This window comes from Pararhizobium sp. LjRoot255, from assembly GCF_964252905.1.
GTDB lineage: Bacteria > Pseudomonadota > Alphaproteobacteria > Rhizobiales > Rhizobiaceae > Pararhizobium.
On record NZ_CAXUPQ020000002.1, the window covers coordinates 945,737 to 966,262 of the forward strand.

General features: G+C 59.7%; 15 protein-coding genes. 4 read left to right on the plus strand and 11 right to left on the minus strand.

The window, feature by feature from the left end; all coding sequences use genetic code 11:
* Window positions 1-380 precede the first annotated feature (380 nt).
* From ACSQ2W_RS23560 to ACSQ2W_RS23580, 5 genes are all read right to left on the minus strand, one after another.
* Window positions 381-2,189, minus strand: a complete 1,809-nt coding sequence (locus ACSQ2W_RS23560) for an ABC transporter ATP-binding protein/permease (protein WP_436088563.1) — start codon at window positions 2,187-2,189, stop codon at window positions 381-383.
* Window positions 2,190-2,541: 352 nt separating this feature from the next.
* Entirely contained in the window at window positions 2,542-5,712 is a 3,171-nt protein-coding gene (locus tag ACSQ2W_RS23565; RefSeq protein ID WP_436088564.1) for an ATP-binding protein, read from the minus strand.
* Between the two features lie 132 nt (window positions 5,713-5,844).
* A complete protein-coding gene (locus tag ACSQ2W_RS23570) occupies window positions 5,845-7,947 on the minus strand; it encodes a hypothetical protein (protein WP_436088565.1) in 2,103 nt (700 codons plus the stop codon).
* A 37-nt stretch (window positions 7,948-7,984) separates the two neighbouring features.
* Window positions 7,985-8,590, minus strand: coding sequence for a nuclear transport factor 2 family protein (locus ACSQ2W_RS23575; RefSeq protein WP_436088566.1), 606 nt, complete (start codon window positions 8,588-8,590; stop codon window positions 7,985-7,987).
* Between the two features lie 84 nt (window positions 8,591-8,674).
* Window positions 8,675-10,117 (minus strand): hypothetical protein, encoded by a 1,443-nt coding sequence (locus tag ACSQ2W_RS23580; protein WP_436088567.1) that lies wholly within the window; start codon window positions 10,115-10,117, stop codon window positions 8,675-8,677.
* A gap of 346 nt (window positions 10,118-10,463) precedes the next feature.
* On the opposite strand from ACSQ2W_RS23580, the gene queC reads away from it, so the two are divergent.
* The 3 genes from queC to queE are packed head-to-tail and all read left to right on the plus strand — an operon-like array spanning window position 10,464 to window position 12,264.
* Entirely contained in the window at window positions 10,464-11,174 is a 711-nt protein-coding gene (gene queC / locus ACSQ2W_RS23585) for a 7-cyano-7-deazaguanine synthase QueC (protein ID WP_436088568.1), read from the plus strand.
* The gene (gene queD / locus ACSQ2W_RS23590) at window positions 11,174-11,530 is read left to right on the plus strand and encodes a 6-carboxytetrahydropterin synthase QueD (RefSeq protein WP_436083210.1); all 357 of its coding nucleotides are present in this window, start codon (window positions 11,174-11,176) and stop codon (window positions 11,528-11,530) included. The genes queC and queD overlap by 1 nt, the downstream gene beginning before the upstream one ends.
* On the plus strand, window positions 11,527-12,264 hold the full coding sequence (gene queE / locus ACSQ2W_RS23595; protein WP_436088569.1) for a 7-carboxy-7-deazaguanine synthase QueE: 738 nt from the start codon (window positions 11,527-11,529) through the stop codon (window positions 12,262-12,264). The genes queD and queE overlap by 4 nt, the downstream gene beginning before the upstream one ends.
* 39 nt (window positions 12,265-12,303) lie before the next feature.
* Here the strand turns inward: queE and ACSQ2W_RS23600 are convergent, their stop codons facing one another.
* From ACSQ2W_RS23600 to ACSQ2W_RS23620, 5 genes are all read right to left on the minus strand, one after another.
* Entirely contained in the window at window positions 12,304-14,193 is a 1,890-nt protein-coding gene (locus ACSQ2W_RS23600; protein WP_436088570.1) for a bifunctional sugar phosphate isomerase/epimerase/4-hydroxyphenylpyruvate dioxygenase family protein, read from the minus strand.
* 21 nt (window positions 14,194-14,214) lie between these two features.
* Window positions 14,215-15,075 (minus strand): shikimate dehydrogenase, encoded by an 861-nt coding sequence (locus ACSQ2W_RS23605; protein WP_436088571.1) that lies wholly within the window; start codon window positions 15,073-15,075, stop codon window positions 14,215-14,217.
* Between the two features lie 61 nt (window positions 15,076-15,136).
* Window positions 15,137-16,153 (minus strand): TRAP transporter substrate-binding protein, encoded by a 1,017-nt coding sequence (locus ACSQ2W_RS23610; RefSeq protein ID WP_436088572.1) that lies wholly within the window; start codon window positions 16,151-16,153, stop codon window positions 15,137-15,139.
* 65 nt (window positions 16,154-16,218) lie between these two features.
* Window positions 16,219-17,499 carry a TRAP transporter large permease gene (locus tag ACSQ2W_RS23615; protein ID WP_436088573.1) on the minus strand — a complete coding sequence of 427 codons (1,281 nt, stop codon included), beginning with the start codon at window positions 17,497-17,499 and terminating at the stop codon, window positions 16,219-16,221.
* Between the two features lie 10 nt (window positions 17,500-17,509).
* Window positions 17,510-18,073, minus strand: a complete 564-nt coding sequence (locus tag ACSQ2W_RS23620) for a TRAP transporter small permease (protein WP_436088574.1) — start codon at window positions 18,071-18,073, stop codon at window positions 17,510-17,512.
* Window positions 18,074-18,345: 272 nt separating this feature from the next.
* Here ACSQ2W_RS23620 and ACSQ2W_RS23625 point away from each other — a divergent pair, with 272 nt between their 5' ends.
* Window positions 18,346-18,984, plus strand: coding sequence for a TetR/AcrR family transcriptional regulator (locus tag ACSQ2W_RS23625; protein ID WP_436088575.1), 639 nt, complete (start codon window positions 18,346-18,348; stop codon window positions 18,982-18,984).
* Between the two features lie 47 nt (window positions 18,985-19,031).
* Here the strand turns inward: ACSQ2W_RS23625 and ACSQ2W_RS23630 are convergent, their stop codons facing one another.
* The gene (locus tag ACSQ2W_RS23630; protein WP_436088990.1) at window positions 19,032-20,168 is read right to left on the minus strand and encodes an MFS transporter; all 1,137 of its coding nucleotides are present in this window, start codon (window positions 20,166-20,168) and stop codon (window positions 19,032-19,034) included.
* Window positions 20,169-20,526 lie beyond the last annotated feature (358 nt).

Consider the following 20,526-nt stretch of genomic DNA (forward strand, 5'->3'; position numbering starts at 1 on the left):
CTGCGCTAAAACGGGCAATTTTAGAAGTTTCATATCAGATATTTCGATATATACAATCGTAGCAACTTCAGAAGTGAGCTGCTTTTTTTGATTTCCAGTGGGTGCAATTGCGGGCCCCTGGCATGCGCCACGAGGCTCGAAGCGCCCACTGTCGCGATGGGTGACATCGCCAGCGCCGTCGTTTATCGCCCGGCGACTTCGGCGGCCGGCGGTATGTATTCGCCAAGCATTTTCGGCAAGGGTTTCGGGATTTGCGACCAGGACGTCGTTATGTCGATCGTCTTTTGAGGAAACGGCTGTGCCAGGCGATATTGACCGCTTCTAACCGCGCCGGACTCCGCGGTTCTCGATCCACTGCTATAAATCAACTTGCGTGCGCCTTAACTCCCGATCTGGGGGTCACGCGTGCGCAAGCTTTTCGGCCTCAGCAGCCGCAGCGATTTGCCGGCCGGATCGCTTTGAAGCTGCAGCTCGCGTGTGAAGAAACGATTGCCCGGCTCCGTCCGGCCGATATTGATAATTGCCGCATTGCCAAGCTCCTGCTCCAGGAATGTCAGAACGGAATGGTGTGCGTCGCTGTCCAATGTATCGAGCGCCTCGTCGATGATGATCCAGCGTGGTTTGTGCAGGCCAAGTCGTGCAATGGCCAGAAGTCGCAGTTCAAGCTCGTTGAGTTTCAGTTTTGTGCGCATGTCCTGATCGAGGCGGCCGCTCAACTTGCCGAGACCGACCTTGGACAAAACGGCTGCGAGATCGGCTTTCCGAAAACTCTCCGGGCTTCTCGGATAGATGAGAACCTCTTCCAGTGTACCTGGCGGGAAATACGGTGTTCGGGGCACGAAGGCAATGTCATCTCCTTCGGGAAGCGAGATCCGTCCTTGTCCCCAAGGCCACAAGCCGGCGACGGAACGGAAAAACGGCGCCTTTTCCACGTCCGGATCGCCGGTCACGAGAACGCGATCGCCGGGGTTGATTTCCACATGCGGCTCCGCAACCTTGATGCATCCGGAAGGTACCGCAATCTCAAGGCGATCGATCGTCAATCGATGGCCGTCTGATTTGGCAAAATCGATGCGTTTGTCGGTCTCATGACGCGCGTCGGTCATCAACACTGCGGAACGGAAGGCGGCAACCCTGAGGAGGGTCGCCCGCCAATCGGCGATAGTGTCGATATTGTCGACGAACCACCGCAGCGATACATGCACCTGGTTGAACGCGCCGACGGCCATCATCAGTCCGCCGAAGCTGAGATCGCCGGCGAAATAGACCGGCGCCGCGATCACGATCGGCGCAATAACGGTAACCCAGCCGTAGCCGGACGTGACCCATGTCAGCCGAGTCAGCGCAAGCATCAAGCTGTGGCTGATTTCCAGTACCGATGAAAGGTCGCGTTGGAGCCGGCGCTTCTCGTTCGCTTCGCCGGCTGAAAGCGAGACCGCCTCGATGTGTTCGTTGACACGCATCAGTGAGAAGCGCAGGACGGCTTCCCGGGCGTAATGTTCGCCATTGAGCTTGACCAGCGGGCGTCCGACGAACCAGCTCAAAGTCGCTGCCGTGCCGGCATAAAGGAAGGCGGCCCAGACCATGTAGCCTGGAATATTGATGTCATAACCGGCGATATGAAAAATGAAGCCGGCCGAAAGCGACCAGAGCACGCCGACGAAGCTGACGAGGAGAACGCCCGACTGAAACAGGCCGACGGAGAGGCCTGCCGTCATGTCGGCAAGATGACGGGCATCCTCGTGCACCCGTTGGTCGGGATTGATCCCGATGGCGCCTGCATTGGCGAGACGAAAGGCGCGCGCAGGTTTCATCCACTCGTTGATCAGGTCGAGCGTCAGGCCCTCCCTCAGCTTGATCCTGACCCACTGGTTGAGCCAGGTTTGCACCACATTGAGGATCAAAAGCCCGCCGGCAATCTCCGCGAAGACGATCAGTTGCAGCAGGAAGGCCGAAAGATCGCGCCGCTCCAGCGTGTCGTAGAATGCCTTGTACCATCTGTTGAGCAAAATTTGGCCGAACGCGGTTGCCAAGATCAGAGCCGCGATTCCAATTGCGAGCCATGTAATCACGTTGCGCACCGGCGAGGCGATGAACGCCCGCTGCATCATGCGCAACTGATTGCGAAACGACTGTTCGTCGTCGGCATCCTTCCCTCTGTTGACCTTACCGTTTTTTTGTTGTGGCATCAGCGAGGTTCTCCAGCATGGTCTTGCGTCCCAGGCCTAGTCTGCCTTAAGCGCTTGTTCTAAGCGTACCAGAAAATGATGGGGCGAAACTGGTCATTGGATCCCCATTTCGGCCACCCGATCCATCATGAAAATGGCTTCGGCCTGGTCTTTGATCCGTTTCATGGGGCGCTTTTGTGGAATGGGCGTGAAATCCTGCGACTTTGGATGCATTCTTGTTGCCGGTTCGGTGCTTGTGCTCAAGGACTAGGTTTGTTCGGATAAGCCGGCAGGATACGTCCGATGGCGCGATGCGAGCAACCTGCTGGAGCCGCAGCCTCTCGCTTGAATCCCGTAGATTCCCGGGACTATCTCAATCTGAAAACTGCGACAGTTTGGCGAGGCTTTCCATTGTCTTGCGCTCCCAGTTTGCAGCGCCCTGGTTGCGCGCAAACGCGATGGCCTCCTGAAACGAACCTTCGATATCATCTGCCGACGGATTGGTGCGCCGCAGCACTTCTGCCTTGAGCCTCAACAGCTCGGCGGTAAAATAATGTTCGCCCGTGTGGCTGACGAGAGTGAGCGCCTGGTTGAGCGTGGAGGCGGCGTTCTCGATATCGCCTGTTTCGAGATAGCAGTCGGCGAGCAGTCCAAGATAACAGGATTTGTCGATTTCCTGCTCGCCGAGATTGTCACATGTCTTGCGCATCTTCTCCAAACCACGCACATCGCCATCTGTTCGGGCCATGATAAACCCCTGGAAGAACGAGGCCATGTTCAGCCACATGCGAAATCCGTTCTCTTCCGCAAGCGGGATCAATTCGCCGATCATCTCCCGAAGCGGGCTGACGTCGTTGCGAAGAGCCATGAGAATGCAGCCATTGCCGAGGCAAGCTGCAAGCCTATAGGCGGAATGCTGGCGCGCGTTGATTTCGGCGGCGCGATACATTTGCAGCGCGGCCTCGTCGGAGCCGGCCAACTGCAGTGTCCAGGAGAGATAGAGCATCGTCATGCTCGGGAAATCGCTGCCGATCTCGCTTGCTCGAGCCTCGTATTGAAGAGATTGTTCGAGGTAGTCGCGCGCTTGCCTGATATGCCCCTGGGCGAAGAGACTCATGCCCTTGAATTGCAGTCCCAGTACTAGTGCCTTGAGATTATTGCGGTTTCTGCCGATTTCGAGCAGTTGATCGCTCGCCCATTCCGCGTCCGAGAAGTGAGCAGAGTTGAAAGCCGTTCCGAAAAGCCCGTCAAGAGCGCGGATCGGCGCATCGGAATCGTCTAATTTTTCGCTGAGCCGCATGACATTGCGGTACGCGGCGCTCCCTTCCTTGGTGACATAGCCGAAGGTCGCATAGAGAACATCTCCTCGCTCCAGCTCGAGCCGCAATTCCTTCCGGTCGCGTTCGGCAGACGCCGGTAGTTTGGCAAGGCATGCCAGTCCATTCGCGAACATGTTCGCGGCCTCCACCTTAGCCCACGTCTTTCCAATATTGAGCCCGGCGGTTAGCCAGCAGTCGGCGGCCTGTTCGAACAATTCGGCCTCGGCGAAGTGCTGGGCGAGCACTTCAGGGTGCTCCGCCGCCAACTTCGGATGGATACGTTCGAGGGCTTCAGCGACTTTCTTGTGGAGTTCCCGGCATCTCTCGTGCAGCAGCGTGTCGTGCGCGGCTTCCTGTAACAGCGCGTGCGTGAATGTGTAATATTGTCCGCTCGTCGCCAATTGCGGTGAAATCAGTCCCGACGATGTAAGATGCCGCAATGTCGAATTGAGAGCGGCGGGCGAAAGGTCGCAAAGGTGAGCAAGCAGGTTAAAATCGAATTCGCGTCCGATTACAGAGGCAATTTGGGCTATGGTCTTGCCGGATCCAAGCTTGTCCAGCCGCGAGAGCAGGGAGGATTGCAGCGAACTTGGAACCCCGACTGCGGGCCTTTGCGAACCTGATTCGACACGGTCGAAGGAAAGGCCCGTCTCCAAAGCGGCGCGCGCCAGTTCCTCGACATAGAGCGGCACACCTTCAGCCCTGCTCAGAACCGAGATGCTGGTTTCATCCGGCAGGTTTTGGCCTTTGGCAACGTTGGAAACGAGCGTCTGCGCCTCGGCGTCGTTCAGCCGCTCCAACCTTATTCGATGCAGCTTCTCCGGCTCCGGATGCGTCCGCAGTGATTTTTCGCGCGTCGTGACCAGGATGAGCATTGGGAAGGAGGTGGCTTCTCCGATAAGCGTTTCCAGAACGGCGCCCGACGAGGGATCGATCCATTGTTCGTCCTCGATCGACAGCAGGACCGGATTGATCCGCGAGACGGAATGCAGCCAGTCGATCAGGATTCTATGTGAAACATCCCGTTGCCGTGTGGATGTCAGCTCGGACGGCGGGCAGCGCGTCTGGTCGATGGACAGCAATCCAGCAAATATCGACACTGATTCGGACAGGGGAACATCGCTCAGTGCGAGCACCGCTTCCAGTTTTTCCAGACTTACATGGGCCGGATCGTCGGCGTGAATGCCGGCATAGCGCTTGAGAAGCGTGAGGAAGGGGAACAGGGCGGTGTTGGAATAGGCGCTCGAGCACTGAAGCGTCAAATAGGTGCATCGCGGGATGCGGCGCTGGACTTCGAAAATCAGACGCGACTTTCCGATCCCGGGTTCGCCGGAGATCAAGGCTGTCTCGCCGCGATGATCCGCAGCCACCCTGTGCCAAAGTTCGAGCAAACGGGTCATTTCCCGGCGACGGCCGACCAGTTCGGTCAAGCGCGTCCGCTTTGCAAATCGGTTTTCGAGGGCGCGCGGCTTTTCGACCCGCCAAACCTGCACCTGGTCGGAAAAACCCTTCAGTGATTGCGGGCCGAGATCGGTAAAGACGAATGCGCCGGCTGCGGTCTCGTAGGTCTTTTGGTCCGTCAGGATCGTTTGCGGATCGGCGAGCGTCTGGAGCCGCTGCGCCAGGTTGGGAATGGACCCCAACGCGACCGTGGAAACGCCGGCTGGCGCACCGAGAAAATCTCCGACAACGACCAAGCCGCTGGCCACTCCAATGCGAACCTGCAGGGGCGGCCCATCCGGCACCGGTATGCGAGGCACGAGGTTGAGAATGTCGAATGCGAGCTCAAGCGCCCGTTCCGCGTCGTCCTCCTCCGCTATCGGGTAACCGAACAGGGCCTGGAGAGCATCGCCGATATAGTTTGCGACAATGCCGTTGTGGCTTTTCACTGCGCTGGTGCATCGTGCGAGATAGGTGCGCGTCAACTTGCTGAAGTCTTCCGGATCCATCCGAACCGCATATTCGGTTGAACCGACCAGATCGCAAAACAGGATTGTCAGCTGACGGCGCTCGACCGTTGTCGGGGGCAATCGGCTGCCATCCTCTTCGTTGAGCAGCTTTATGCCGGCGAGAATTTTCCTGCGTGGCCCCAAGGGGATCCGCATCTCCTGCAGATCCTGGTCCGACAGGAGACGGAGGCTGTCGAAGTCAATCTGGCATTCGGCGAATGTATCGGCGAGGTGGTCGAGCCTCAGTTGACCCAGCCATTTCCTGACGTTGTCCATCGAGACCCCCAGTGGAGCAGCTATGCCCTCGATCACTCTGCTTTCGGGTATCTTTTAGCGAACGATAACATGCCAGGGCGTTGTTGGCGAAGCCGTTGATTGGCCTCCCACGGCGTCGAAGAGGACCGAGTTTCAATCGCATCGTATGTCGGCGTATAGGAGCTGCCCTTTTTCCGCATATGCCGTGTCGCTTTGATCGAAGCAGAGCCTCTTTGGAAGAAGACGGACAAGGTATCGCCTGCCGCATTGGGCTGGCAGGTCTATCCTGAACTCGCGCAAAACAGTCGAGGGTGTCGGTTCGGTAAACTTTGCGTGCCCGAAATAGGAGGCGTTCCGGATAAGCATGGCGGTGCCGGAAGTGCCAGTTTCGCCGTCGACAGTCGTGAAATTCTCTCCTCTGGCTTCATCAAGCCCCGGATAGTCGCTTGCAAGCGGCGCCCGCCCGGATTGCGGGATGGCCGCCGTCTTCACCGCCATATTGAAACGAACATCGTCCCGTTGCGGGACAGCACCATAGCTGTTGAGATAACGCCAGCTCACGCGAAGCAGTCGTTCGGCACCGATCTCGCCGGCCGGCAATGGAAGCACGGCGGTGGAGACATTGGCAGGCCCGGAACCGTCGCCCTGCGCTACCGATCCGGGGGCGGGGCAGGCGGTATAAAGGGGACGATAGCCGCATTCGGCGGCCCCCGCTCCCCAAAGGCAATTGCTCAGCTTCCGCCAATCAGCGGAACTGATTTCCGGTGCCGCGGACGACAGATCGTTACCATGGTAGGGCAACATCCAAGGATGGATCTTGCCCGCCCCCGAGCGCAATGCCCAGTTCGTCCGATGAGAGTTGATCTCCTTCAATTTCATCCGTTCCGCCCGCACTTGCAGAAGTTGGGCCCAGGTCGGGTCCGCGATAAACGGCTCCTGTGCGACCGCATCCGGCGCGAGGCGCTGCCCTGTGACCTGCGTCGTCAACGTGTGGCATTCTGTGCAATTCCCCGTAGGGTCACGGACGGTCCTCGCCTGACGCAACTCGGCACCGTACGTGCTGGTATAGCCGGAGCCGATGACGCGGAACGGTCGTTGCTCATTGCGTGACGTTTCGGGAAGGTAGTTGCCGAGGCTGAAAGCGGCCGCTTCCTGACCTTGAGATCCGGCGCGATAACCTACCCGTGCCAGCCCGATATGGGGCGCGACGACAGAGGCGTTCTTGTTGTCGTGACAGGCCGAGCACTGAACCTGGAATGTCGGATCGTAAAGTGCCTCTGCGCGCGCGCGGCCGTTGTGATCGGAGTAGGAGTTGCCGCCAGGCGGTACAAATCGTTGCGACCAGTCGAATTCGGCCCGGTCCTTGCGTCCGTCGAAGAACACGATCTCGCCGGTCTCCCGGTTGAAGCCGATTGTTCCCAGCCGGGCGAACTTCGGGTTTGATTTCCGCCAGTAGGGTTCAGGCTCGATCCCTGGATGCGACGTCGATTTGCGGCAGAAGGTCAGCCATTCCACATTGCCTTTTACCAGGCGGTTCAGGCGCGAGTTCATGCCGCAATAGGTCACGTTGCCGGCAAGCGAAGGCTTGTCGCATTGCGCAAGGGTCCGCGTCCACTTGACGAGAGTGCCGTCCGCATTACGGTGTTCGAATTCCAGCGGGCTACCCGCCTTGCCGGGATTGGGCTTCAGGTCCACGATATTGCCCTCGACCTCCAGAGGGATCGTCTTCGCCGTATCGCCAGCGCAGTCCCCTTCCGGGATCGGGCCGAACACCGCGCGCGCCTCGTCGCCGAACTGCGTCACAGCGTTGCTGCTGGCAGTCGCCGGTGCCCAGAGGAAGTCGCCGTTCCAGCGCTGCACGATCTCGGCAAAGATGCGCTCTTCGGGCCGGAACGCGCCCGCGCTGGCACGCCTGATATCGGTGTCCGTCGTGTTTGCGGCCGACTGAACCAATCGGCGGCACAGTCGGAAGGCCCGCAGATCACGGGCGTAAAGACGGTGTTTCTCGTCGTCCGGGAGAGCCTCGGCAATTGGCCCTGCCGGCGGCGACGGCGCGATGCAGCCGGTCAACCGGTCGCAGCGATCGTTACCGCGGCACGCCGATCTGCCGCTGGTCCGCATGGCCGCGGCAGCCATACGCGAGCCAAGCCGATGGATTTCCGCCGTGTCGCCGCGCCCCGGCAATGGCCAAGTAGAGCCGATCAACCCGATCGCCGCGATCGGGATCAGGATAAAACCGATACTTTTCAAGGCCATCTCCAAGCTTCGCAAGGAAAATGCCGGGGGTGGTCGCTCAACGCGCTCTCAACACAACTTCGGCTCCGTCGGTGATGAGCTTCATCGTCGCGAATTTCCAAAGGCCGCCGTCCCTCCGGAAGGTCGTCTCAAAGGTTGCAGTATAGTCGAGGATCGGCATTTCGATTGCTGCGAATTGCAGCGTAACCAGCAGGGCTGTCTTCCCCTGCACTGTGTTTTCGTCAACGGCATGAAGAAGCGTGTTGCTTTCAATGTGCCGGGTTCTAAATTCGACGCGCCCGCTTTCGGTGTCGATGGCGCGAAGATAAGCAGTCAGTTCGTCCCTGCTGGTCTTCTTCTGGAGTTGATCAAGCGCACCGTTGCACAACTCGTAGGCAACGTTGTCGATCAGCATGTCATCCACCCCAACGAACTTTCGCTCGTCCAATGCCCAGAGGTAGCGATGAATGAGATCCATGATCAATTGCCTGTCGGCGGGAGCAGGGTTTGTCACCGTCAAGAGATAATCGCCAGAAGAGGCGCATTTCGGGGTAATCACGGGTTGGGCGATGGCCGAACCTGCGAAGGCTAGGAGAAAGCCAAACCCGAGCAATGTTATTCTCGGTTGAACGCGACTTGCATTTTTTTCGCTGATGGATGTCATGCCGTCCTCCTGGCGTTAGTGAATTGCAGTAGGCATGTTGTTGATCCGATACGCCGGCAGTTGCTCAAGGTTCTGCGCTGCACATCACGGCGTCAGTTCAGTGTGCGGACCGCTGCAAGCGCCGCCGCACGATCCGCACTGGAACAGGCGCCTGCGCAACCACAAGCCTTTCACGTCCCGGATGATCATATGCGTCCTGTCTTCGGGCCTGCCGGCGTCCTTGGATATCTTTATGTCGTGCTCTCCGGGATCGACCTGCCCATTGGCAAAAAGTTCGGCGACGAATGCCGCCGCCGCTACTTCCGGGCCGGCCGGTTCCACCGACTTGCCGCCCGGCGTGCCGCTGCGGGCAAGAAAGCGCTGCGTTTGAGCGCCCGTTTCGACAAGCAGCGGTTCACCCAAGCCGTATGACGAGGCGGGAACGGCGACCGTGACTGGCTCGGATGGCGGCTCGTCAGGCTCTACCGCTCTGGCTTCCGTTTGAAGCGACCGGATGGCCACGGCGGTTTCATCGGAGAGAATCAAGCGGCGAACGAATATGTCCTGAAGGATTGCCGGATAGGCAGGGTCGATCGACGCACTTTCCAGCACCATCCGGTAAGCAACTTCGGCAAAGTAGCCTATCACGACCTCCGAGTGGAGGACGCCCTTCGCCATGATGTCTCTCATCTGCTTGCTGACGTCGCACAGTTCATCCGGCGTCGGCGCGCTGCTATCAGCTGCATGATGGGCGAGAAAGGCGCAAAGTGCTTCGAACAAGGCTCCGGTAAATATCCGCGAAAACGAATGCGGCCTCGAAGAGAGGTGTGTCGTAAGCGCTGCTGGCGGAAGGCTCGTAGGGTCGCAGTACGTGAAACCGTTCCAAGCGTTGCGAAGACAATCGGGATCGGCCAGTTGGGCGTCTTCAGCGTGAAGAGTTTCGCCAAATTGTTCCGCCACCCGCGAAAGCCGGGAATTGCAATAAAGCTGGCTCCCCGTAGTGCCCAGGAGGGACGCGCGCAATGATGGTACCTGCAGGGCTGACAGAATGGCGCTCATATCCCCGAAAGATTCGTGGAAGGCCGAGATCTCCGGAACACCCCTGTCCCATAGCTCCGGTTTGATTGCGTCGAGGATCGCATGTCCCAATTCGTGGCAGAGCGAATCCGGGCTTGCACCCGTGTAAATTGTTTCGGTGGGCAAGGTCCAGTGATAGAAATTCAATGATCTTCGATCGTACTCGGCTTGCAAATTCTCCCGCCTGTCGAGGAACACTTCAAGGATGGTGCCGCGCTGCCAGCATTGTGCCGGGACCTGTGGTGCCCAAAAATCGGCCCCCCTTCGCAGCGCTTCGGCAGCGGTCCAATACCTGAAGGCGGCCGAGCCCGTTTGATCGCTGGGCGGCGGCGCGGGCGTGTCAAACAGATAGCCGAAAGGCTGTCTGGCAAGGTCAGGCAAAGGGGCAACGGTGGTTGTGTCGCTGGCCGGATCGTCCTCCCACACGGTGATGGCGGCCGTGGCCGCGAAGTCATTGGTCTCCTCTGGCATGCTCCCTCCTGATCGCTCCTGCCAACTGGCAAAATCTAATCGTGAACATTGAGCTGTCATGCGCGTTGAGAACGCGGAGAAACCCGCAGGCTGTATGAGTGAAAGCCGGACATGTTTGATCGCCGTCGGCTTCCCGATGTCCCCCGATCAGACGCGACAATATGCATCGCGTTATTTCGTGAATGACTTTATTACATATTCTGAAGAAACGCCATCTTTCATCCATCTGCGGTTGTTCCCACAATGGCACACGACGCAGCATACCTTCACAAGGGGATGTGTTTGCTTTAGAAGCCTCCCGAAATCCGGTCGCAGCCCACCCGGTCAAAACAAGGGATATCACGTTATGAAAACCATCGTCATCTGCTCCGGCGGATTGGACTCCGTTTCGCTTGCCCATAAGGTTGCCGCGGAACATCAGCTTGTCAGCCTTCTCTCCTTCGACTACGGACAGCGGCATCGCAAGGAACTGGACTTCGCTGCCGCCTGTGCAAAGCGGCTTGGCGTCGCCCATCAGGTCATCGACATCCGGAATATCGGCAGCCATCTCACTGGGTCGGCGCTGACCGACGATGTCGACGTTCCGGACGGGCACTATGCCGAGGAGACGATGAAGGCCACCGTCGTTCCGAACCGCAACGCCATCATGCTCGCTATCGCCTTCGGTCTTGCCGCCGCGCAGAAGGCTGATGCGGTCGCCGTCGCCGTGCATGGCGGCGACCATTTCATCTATCCCGACTGCCGGCCGGGCTTCATCGATGCGTTTCAAGCGATGCAAAACCAGGCGCTCGATGGCTATGCAAGTGTTTCGCTTTATGCGCCCTACGTCACCACCTCCAAAGCAGACATCGTGGCCGATGGCGCAAAGAACGGCACGCCGTTTGCCGAGACCTGGTCATGCTACAAGGGTGGAGCGCGCCATTGCGGCCGTTGCGGGACCTGCGTCGAACGGCGCGAGGCTTTTCATCTCGCAGGCGTCGATGATCCAACCGACTACGATGATCCGCATTTCTGGGAGATTGCGACTGCCGGCTTCAATGCCGAGGAGGTGAAATAATGTTCCGCATCACCAAGGAATTTCACTTCTCGGCCTCGCATCAGCTGATTCATCTTCCGGCCGACCATCAATGCGCCCGGCTGCACGGGCACAATTATATCGTCGAGGTGGAGCTTTCGGCCGCCGAACTCGATGAAAACGGTTTCGTCAGGGACTATCATGAACTCGCGCCGCTCAAAAGCTACATCGATGACAGTTTCGACCATCGGCATCTGAACGACGTTCTCGGCCATGACCGGGTCACGTCGGAATGTCTGGCGAAACATTTCTATGACTGGTGCAAGGAGCGTTTGCAGGAAACCTCGGCCGTGCGCGTCAGCGAAACGCCGAAGACGTGGGCGGAATACCGGCCATGACCACCGCCCGCGAGACGCAGATCCGCGTCAGCGAAATCTTTGGGCCGACGATCCAGGGGGAGGGCATCTTGATCGGCCTGCCGACCGTCTTTGTCAGGACCGGCGGCTGCGATTACCGCTGTTCGTGGTGTGATACGCTGCATGCGGTTGATAGTGACTACCGCGATCAATGGCGCCCGATGTCGGCCGACGAGATCTGGGAAGAAGTCAGCAGGCTTTCCGGCAACAGACCGCTCACGGTTTCCCTATCCGGTGGCAACCCGGCGATCCAGCCACTCGGTTCGCTCATCAAGCGCGGACATCGCGACGGTTATCGTTTTGCGCTCGAAACGCAGGGCAGCATTGCAAAGGACTGGTTTGCCGATCTCGATGTTCTCGTGCTCAGCCCGAAACCACCGTCAAGCGGCATGGAAACGGATTGGGATGCGTTCGACACCTGTCTGCGAATGGCAGGCGAAAAACCGCAGATCGCGCTGAAGGTCGTTGTCTTCGACGATCGTGACTATCTTTATGCGCAAGCAGCCGCAGCGCGCTATCCCGATCTGCCGGTTTATCTGCAACCTGGCAATCACACGCCGCCGCCGCCAAATGACGACGACGCAAGGGTCGATATTGATGGCATCATGGACCGAATGCTCTGGCTGGTCGACAAGGTGACGCAGGACCGCTGGTTCGAGGCACGCGTGTTGCCGCAACTGCACGTGCTGCTCTGGGGCAACAAACGCGGCGTCTGAGGTTTTCCTTCGACCGGGCCTTTGCGAAGGAGAAAATCGCTAGGTCCGCGGCATTCCGGCCGGCCTCAGATGTTTGCGCAGCGCGGCGATGCGGAAGATCGCGTTTGCCGCGCCATAACCGCGATAGCCTTTACGTTCGACGATTTCGAAGAAAAAACCTTCGCCGAAGGTCGGGCTGTAGAGCTGGAAATATTCGCCATGCGCGTCCCGGTCGTACAGGATATTGTGCGTCCTCAGCTGCTCGCTCATCTGCGGATTAAGCCCGAATCGCGCTTCGAGATCGTCGTAGTAATTCGGCGAAATCGCCAGGGAAACAAAGCCGTTCGCCGAGAGTGCTGCCGCCGTCGCGAAGATATCGTCGGTCCTGAAGGCCAGGTGCTGGATGCCGGAGCCGAAAGTCTCGGCGATGAAGCGGCCGGCAAGGGTATTGCGGTTTTCAGCGCCGTTCATGGTGATGCGCAACGATCCTGCGGAATTTTCCACGACCTGGCTGCGGACGATACCCGATGGATCGATGATGTCGACAACCGGCGTCTTGTGTGCGTCCAGCAGGGATGTGTAGAAGAGCAGCCACGTCAGCAGTTCGTCATATTGCATGGTCTGGGCAACGTGGTCGATCACCTTCAGGCCCGCCGGAGACAGCATTGACGTATTCTCTATAGCCTCGAATTCCACATCCCATATGCGCGCAAGCGCGCTTTTACGATCGAGGAAATAGACGATGCCACCGCCCACGCCGCGCACGGCCGGCATTTCGATCTCGCCAGGATCGAGCGGCTGCGCGAAGGATTCGGCGCCAAGCGCCACGGCACGGCTGTGCGCAGCTTTCGCGTCGTCGACGCGCAGGCCTATGGCATAGGCGGACGTGCCATGCACGAGATAGGACGAGGCGGCGAAGCCGCGGCTTTCCGTGTTTACTACGAGATTTATGTCACCCTGGCGGAAGACTGCGACATCCTTGGTCTTGTGCTTCGCTGCCTTACGGAACCCGAGTGTCCCAATCAGCGCCTCAAGCTGCGGCGCTTCCGCTTCATCGATCGCAAACTCGATGAAGGCGACACCCTCAACGGTAGCCCGCGCCGGCATATCCGGCACGGCGAGGAGGCTTTCGGGCTCAGCACGCCGCACCTGGTCGCCGAGATAGAGCAGCGAGCGATAGCCATCGAGGGCGATCGCCTTGGGGGATCCGCCGCGGAACTGGTCGTTGAAGATTTCCAGCGACAGGTAGCCGTCATAACCGGTGGCCGCCACGGCGCGCATGAAGTCGAGCACAGGCAGGTCGCCTTCACCCGGCATGTTGCGGAAATGCCGGCTCCAGTAAAGCAGATCCATGTCGATCAGCGGCGCATCGGCAAGCTGAATGATGAAGATCTTTTCCTTCGGGATCGAGCGGATCGAGTTGACGTCGATCTTGCGCGACAGCGTATGGAAGCTGTCGAGGATCAGGCCGATGTTCGGATGGTCGGCACGGCGGACGATTTCCCAGGCATCGCGATGGTCGTGGATGTGACGGCCCCAGGCCAGCGCCTCGTAGCCGACGCGCAGTCCGCGTTTCGCGGCCCGGTCGCCGAGCTCATGAAAGTCCGCCGCGGCCCGATCCAGACCGCCGATCGCCGCCGACGAGACATTGGAGCAGACGAGCACCAGGTCGGTGCCCATTTCCTGCATCAGGTCGAATTTCCGCTCGGCCCGGTCGAAGGTTCGGCTGCGCAACGGTTCCGGCATGCCTTCGAAATCGCGGAACGGCTGGAACAGGGTGATCTCCAGCCCGTAGTCGCGCACCATGCGACCGACATCGCGTGGACTTTCATCAAAGACCAGGAAATCGTTCTCGAAGATCTCGACGCCGTCGAAGCCGGCCTTCGCGATGGCGTCCAGCTTGTCGCGCAGATCTCCACTGAGAGAGACGGTTGCGATCGAAGTCTTCATCTCGGTCTCCTCGGCTGCGGCTCAGGCGGTCAAAGCCTTGAAATGGGCGAGCATGCGGGCGGCATCGGGCTCGCGTCCCGTGAAGAGGCGAAAGGCGCCCACGGCCTGGAAAACAGCCATGCCGCCGCCGTCGAGCGTGTTGCAGCCGCGCCGCCTTGCCTCAGCGAGAAGCTCGGTCTCCAGGGGGAAGTAAACGACCTCGGCGACCCAATGGCGGGGCTCCAGCATTTCGGCGGGAAGGGGCATCCCGGGGTATTTCTCCATGCCCGTTGGTGTCGCGTGGATCAGGCCGGTGGCGGCTTTCATCGCGGAAGCGAGATCGCCTCCAGCACGGACGTCCGCATCCGGAAAAAGGGCGGACATGCTTGTGGCCAGCGTTTCGGCGCGGTCGGTCTCCCGGTCGAAAACGATCAGCGACCTGAGACCGAGCGAGAGGATCGCATAGGCAGTGGCGACACCGGCACCGCCGGCACCAAGCTGTACGGCGGACGAAAGGTCGGCATTGGGTAGGCCGCGGCGAAAGCTCTCGGCAAAACCCCACCAGTCGGTGTTGTGGCCGTGGCGGCGGCCACCCTTCAGCACAACCGTGTTTACCGCGCCGAGATCGCGGGCTTCGTCCGACAGCTCATCGAGGAAAGGGATGATCAGCTGCTTGCAGGGATGGGTGACGTTCAGGCCGGAAAGGCCTTTGAGCTCCGCCTCCCGCAAGAGTTGCGGCAAGTCCGCGGGCGTCGCGCCACGCTGGTTGAGATCGATCAGCTCATAAGCATAGGACAGGCCCTGTGCTGCACCTTCGCGCATATGCATTGCAGGCGTGAGTGAGGCCTGGATGCCGGCGCCGATCAATCCGGCCTTCAGCGGTTTGAGGAGTGTCTCGGTCATCTCAACTGGTTCCATTGATCGGGGGACGCCGGCCCGCCGTTTACGCAGGCCGGCGCCAAGCTTACTGTCCGCGCACGGCGCCCAGTTCCTTGTACAGGGCGGCGACGGTATCGGCCCCGATTTCGGCGCTGAACTTGTCGATCACCGGCTTGACCGCTTCGCGCAGCTTCTGCGTTTCTTCGGCCGAGAGTTCGCTGACTTCCATGCCGGTCGCCTTGATCTCAGCGATCGCCTTTGCGTCGAGTTCGCGCGAAACCTTGCGCTGATAGTCGCGGGCTTCCGTGGCGGCCGACTGGAAGACGGCCCTTTCCTCGTCGTTGAGGCCGTCCCAGAACTTCTTGCTGATCAGCACGATCTGCGGGTTGTACTGGTGACGGGTCACCGTCATGTACTTCTGCACTTCATAGAACTTGGCGTTGAGGATATTGGCCGCCGGGTTTTCCTGACCATCCACCGTGCCGGTCTCCAGCGCGGTGTAGAGCTCGGTGTAGGGCAGCGGCACGGCATTGGCGCCGAGGGTGTTGAACAGCTCGATCGGGATCGGCGACTGGATCGTGCGGATCTTCAGGCCCTTGATATCCTCAAGCTTGGTGACCGGATGACGGTTGTTGGTGAGATTGCGGAAGCCGAGCTCCCAATAGGCAAGGCCGACGAGGCCGGTGTCTGGCAGGCGCTCCATTAGGCTCGTGCCGAAAGCACCGTCCATCACCTTGTCGGCTTCCTCGCCATTGTTGAAGAGGAAGGGCAGATCGACGGCGCCGAACTCCTTGACGTTGCCCGCGAGAATGCCGGCGTTCAGCACCGTCATCTCGATCACGCCGCCCTGAAGCGCCGAAACGGTCTGCACGTCGCCGCCGAGGACGCCGCCGGGAAAGAGCTTGACCTCTATCTTGCCGACGCTCTTTGCCGAGACCAGTTCGGCAAATTTCTCCATGCCGGTTACCTGCGGGTGGCCTTTATTGTTGGCGGCCGCGAATTTGAGCTGGTGCTCGCGGATTTCGGCAAGCGCCGGACCGGCGGTGAGCAATGCGAAGGGCACGGCAAGGCCAAGTGCCAGTTTCATCAGTCTATTCAACATGTCTTCCTCCCGAATTTGGCCGGGTTCTCCCATCGGCCGTTGAATTTCATTCGCAGTTACAGGCGCTATCGTCCGAGCCAGGCGACCGGGACGGTCACCAGTTGCGGAAACACCACGAGCAGCAGAAGGACGATCACTTCGGCGATCAGGAAGGGCAACACACCCTTCATCAACTCCTCCATGTTCAGTTTGGAAACGCCGCAGATCACGTTCAAAACCGTGCCGACCGGCGGCGTGATCAGGCCGATCGCGTTGTTGATGATGAACAGAACACCGAAATAGACTGGATCGATGCCCGCCTGTTTGATGATCGGCATCAGGACGGGTGTCATGACGAGGATGGTCGGCGTCATGTCCATCGCAGTGCCGACGAGGATGACCAGGCCCATGATTGCGAGAAGGAGGAGGGTCTGGTTGTCCATCAGAGGCTCAACGAGCCTTGCCAGATCGCCGGGGACGTCCGCGACGGTGATCAGCCAGGCCGAAACGGCGGCGCAGGCGACCAGGAACATCACGACCGAGGTAATCTTCGCCGCTGCCACGAAGACGTGGAACAGCTTGGCGGGCGGTAGTTCGCGGTAGATCACCATCGACACGAAAAGCGAGTAGACCGCCGCGACGACGCCGGCTTCCGTCGGCGTGAACACCCCGAACTTCAGCCCGACAATGATGATCAGCGGTAGCATGAGCGCCCAGATGCTGTCGAGGAATGCCTTCAGCCGCACCGCGCCGCTTTGTTTTTCGGGCAATGCAAACTGCTCCTTGCGGGCAACGATCATCCAGGTGACGCAGAGGGCCGCCGCAATCATCAAGCCGGGAAAAATGCCCGCGAGGAAGAGCTTGGTGATCGAAACGCCGCCGACCACGCCATAGAGGATGAAGCCGATCGATGGCGGGATAATCGGGCCGATAACCGAGGCCGATGCGAGCAAGCCGCCCGTGCGCGCTGGATCATGGCCTGATTTTAGCATCATCGGGAAAAGCAAAGCGCCAAGTGCCGCCGCATCCGCCACGGCCGAGCCGGAGAGGCTGGAAAGAATGCAGGCCGCAAAGATCGCCACGAAACCGAGCCCGCCGCGAATATGGCCGACCATCGCCATGGCGAGATCGACAATGCGGCGAGACAGGCCGCCTGTATTCATGACTTCACCCGCCAGAAGGAAGAACGGCACAGCCATCAGCGGAAAACTGTCGGCGCCGTTCAAGACGTTCTGCGCGATGATCTGGGCGTCGAACAGGCCGAGATACATCATCAGCGCGACACCGGTGATGATCAGCGCGAAGGCAATCGGCACGCCGAGTGCCATGGGACCAAGCAGCGCGCCGAGAAAGATCGTGATGGTCATGGCGCGCTCCTCAAGATTTCACGATTGGCTGGGCAAGAGCCGGCGCGGCATGATCGTCCAGCGCGATCTGATCTTCGCTGTCGCGCACGAACTCTGCCGTTGCTACATCGATGCGGCCAGTGGCGACGGCAAAAGCGTCCCAGAGGATGATCGGGAATGCGGGAATGCCGAAGGCGAGGCCAGCGCTATAAAAGACAGCCATGGAAATGCCGGTGGCTGGTGCTGCGACATGCAAATTGATCGCCGCCTGTGCCCAGCTTCCGCTGATCATCAGCCATGTTGCCCACAACATCAGCGCGTGGCCCGCGAGGACAGCGGCTTGCGCGCCGCGCGGCGGCAGCCGCCTGAGCAGGGAATCGACCCCGAGATGCGCATGCTCCCGCATGGCGACGACGGCGCCAAGGAAGGTCAGCCAGACGAAGAAGATGCGCGACAGCTCTTCGGAATAGGTGATGCCGGTGTTCAAGGCGTAGCGCAGGACGACGTTTCCGAAGACGAGCACGACCATGCCCGCAAGAAGCAGCGCGATCGCGGCTTTCAGCACCAGAAAACAGAATTCGATTACCCGGACCATTTGCTCCTCCAAGCGGTTCGCCGCGTCTCGCGTTGTCTTGACGTCATCGGTCACGACAGTGGGCCTATACGGCGGAAGCTACGGCCACTCCTCCAAGCTTTCGTAGCATGACTCTAAAATGTACTAACTAGTTCGGATGTCAAGTGCTATAACTTGAAAGACGTGCACAAGCTCAATAAGACTATGTCCGCGGAGCGGGGCCGTCGTAAGGCGCTGGCATTTTTGCCTTTCGCGTTGAAATCAGGAATCCAGCGGGGGAGTAGCGGCAAGGGATGGCGGTGCGATCAGAAAACGGACGCAAAAACGATCCACAGCGAACGAAGGAAGATATCCTGATCGTTGCCACGGAGGAGTTCGCCACCCATGGCCTCGCCGGCGCACGCGTGGATTCCATCGCCGAGAAGACCCGCACGTCCAAGCGGATGATCTACTATTATTTCGACAGCAAGGAGGCGCTCTATCTCGCCGTCCTTGAGCGTTCGTACCGGAAGATCCGCACGCTCGAAGAGGATCTGAAACTTTCGAGCCTGGAGCCGGAGGAGGCACTGAGAACGCTGGTATCCACCACGTTCGACCACGACGAGGCCAACCCCGATTTCGTGCGTCTTGTCAGCATTGAAAACATCCATCATGCCGCGCATATGCTGCGCTCCGAAGCAATTCGCGATCTCAACGTCTCCGTCATTGAAACCATCGCCGGGATTCTTGATCGCGGTGTCACGCAGGGCGTATTCCGCCGCAATGCTGACCCGATCGACATTCACATGCTCATCAGCGCCTTCTGCTTCTTCCGGGTATCCAACCGCTACACCTTCGGGACGATCTTCCGCCGTGACCTGTCCGAGCCCGAAACGGCAAAGCGGCACAAGGCACTGATCGCCGATGCCGTCATAAGCTATTTGAAGGGCTGAGCTGGCAGTCAGTTTGGGGCACGGATGAAGCAGCAGGGTACAGAGGACTAACCCGAAGCGTTACGCAACCGATCGCGCAGAAGCGCCAATCCGATCAGCGCGAGAAGTGAGAAAGCGGCGCCGACCAGGAACGTGCCCTGCGGACCCACCATGTCCCACAGGAGGCCGGCGATGATGCTTGCGAGCAGCAATGCCAGACCGGTGACGAGATTGAACATGCCGAAGCCCGTACCGCGGAGTTCCGGCGGCACGGCGTCGGCAATCAGGGTTGCGAACAAGCCCTGCGTGAACCCCATGTGCAATCCCCAGAGCACGACGCCGGCAATGAGGCCGGTTATGCCGGGCACAAGCGCGAGCAGCATGTCCGCCGCAATGAGCAGGAGAAGGCCGATTGCCAGCACCGCGACCCGGTTCCTGCGGTCGGATAATGCACCCGCGGGATAGGCCGACAGCGCATAGGCGATGTTCATCACGACGAGGATGGCTGGAATGAGCATGAACGGCAGGCCGTCCGACTGAGCACGCAGCACAAGGAAAGCCTCGCTGAAGCGCGCCAGGGTAAACACGGTGGCGATAACGACGACCCACCAATAGGTCGCGCCAAGGCGACCGAGTTCGTCGCGGTGCAACGGCATGCGGACGCGGCGCAATCCCTCCGCTCGCTTCGGCTCCTTCACCGCAACGATAAGCAGTACAACGGCCAGAAACGCCGGGATGACGGCGACCCAGAATACCGCCTGGAAGTGATCTGCCGTCAGCCACATCAGGCCGATGGCGAGAAGCGGTCCGAGAAAAGCGCCGATCGTGTCGAGCGATTGGCGAAGGCCGAAACTCGAACCGCGCAGATGCGGGGGAGCGATGTCGGCGACAAGAGCGTCGCGTGGGGCGCCGCGAATGCCCTTTCCGACGCGATCGATGAAACGGGCGGCAACGAGCCATCCAACCGTTGGCGCGAGCGGAAAGATCGGCTTGGTGAGGGCGGCGAGACCGTAGCCGATGACAGCGAGGACTTTGCGCTTGCCGAGCCAGTCGCTGAGCGCCCCGGAAAATACCTTGGTGATCGAAGCGGTCGCCTCCGCGACCCCCTCAATGATGCCCACAGCGAGCGCCGACGTTCCAAGCACCGTCACCATATAAACCGGTAGCAGGGCGTGGATCATCTCCGAAGAGATATCCATCAGCATCGATACGAAGCCGAGCGCCCAGATCCCCGCGGGAATGGACCGCACGCCATCCTGCGGTTGCGAGATGTTAGTCGTCACTCGATTGCCTCCGGGCGTCAGTCATCTGTTTTCGTCGTGGGTATCGAGGACCCGACGGGCTTAGGCATCGAGCAGTTTTCGCAAGCCGCAACCGCGCCATAGCGTCCTCAGCCAGGGCGACTCCGTAGAAGTCGGGCTTGCGGAGTACTGTAACGGCCGTAACATTTCAATTGCAATGACTGGCTAGTTTGGGTCCGCGGTCCGTGAGACGTGCGGCTTCGCTGTCGCTCGTATACTGTAGGGGGTATAGTATGAGTCACACACAGACCAACAAGGGCCA

Bases quoted from the DNA above. Each gene is read 5' to 3' on its own strand.
- ACSQ2W_RS23560 (WP_436088563.1), bottom strand. From the start codon at position 2,189: ATGCCACAACAAAAAAACGGTAAGGTCAACAGAGGGAAGGATGCCGAC.
- ACSQ2W_RS23565 (WP_436088564.1), bottom strand. From the start codon at position 5,712: ATGGACAACGTCAGGAAATGGCTGGGTCAACTGAGGCTCGACCACCTC.
- ACSQ2W_RS23570 (WP_436088565.1), bottom strand. From the start codon at position 7,947: ATGGCCTTGAAAAGTATCGGTTTTATCCTGATCCCGATCGCGGCGATC.
- ACSQ2W_RS23575 (WP_436088566.1), bottom strand. From the start codon at position 8,590: ATGACATCCATCAGCGAAAAAAATGCAAGTCGCGTTCAACCGAGAATA.
- ACSQ2W_RS23580 (WP_436088567.1), bottom strand. From the start codon at position 10,117: ATGCCAGAGGAGACCAATGACTTCGCGGCCACGGCCGCCATCACCGTG.
- queC (WP_436088568.1), top strand. From the start codon at position 10,464: ATGAAAACCATCGTCATCTGCTCCGGCGGATTGGACTCCGTTTCGCTT.
- queD (WP_436083210.1), top strand. From the start codon at position 11,174: ATGTTCCGCATCACCAAGGAATTTCACTTCTCGGCCTCGCATCAGCTG.
- queE (WP_436088569.1), top strand. From the start codon at position 11,527: ATGACCACCGCCCGCGAGACGCAGATCCGCGTCAGCGAAATCTTTGGG.
- ACSQ2W_RS23600 (WP_436088570.1), bottom strand. From the start codon at position 14,193: ATGAAGACTTCGATCGCAACCGTCTCTCTCAGTGGAGATCTGCGCGAC.
- ACSQ2W_RS23605 (WP_436088571.1), bottom strand. From the start codon at position 15,075: ATGACCGAGACACTCCTCAAACCGCTGAAGGCCGGATTGATCGGCGCC.
- ACSQ2W_RS23610 (WP_436088572.1), bottom strand. From the start codon at position 16,153: ATGTTGAATAGACTGATGAAACTGGCACTTGGCCTTGCCGTGCCCTTC.
- ACSQ2W_RS23615 (WP_436088573.1), bottom strand. From the start codon at position 17,499: ATGACCATCACGATCTTTCTCGGCGCGCTGCTTGGTCCCATGGCACTC.
- ACSQ2W_RS23620 (WP_436088574.1), bottom strand. From the start codon at position 18,073: ATGGTCCGGGTAATCGAATTCTGTTTTCTGGTGCTGAAAGCCGCGATC.
- ACSQ2W_RS23625 (WP_436088575.1), top strand. From the start codon at position 18,346: ATGGCGGTGCGATCAGAAAACGGACGCAAAAACGATCCACAGCGAACG.
- ACSQ2W_RS23630 (WP_436088990.1), bottom strand. From the start codon at position 20,168: ATGCTGATGGATATCTCTTCGGAGATGATCCACGCCCTGCTACCGGTT.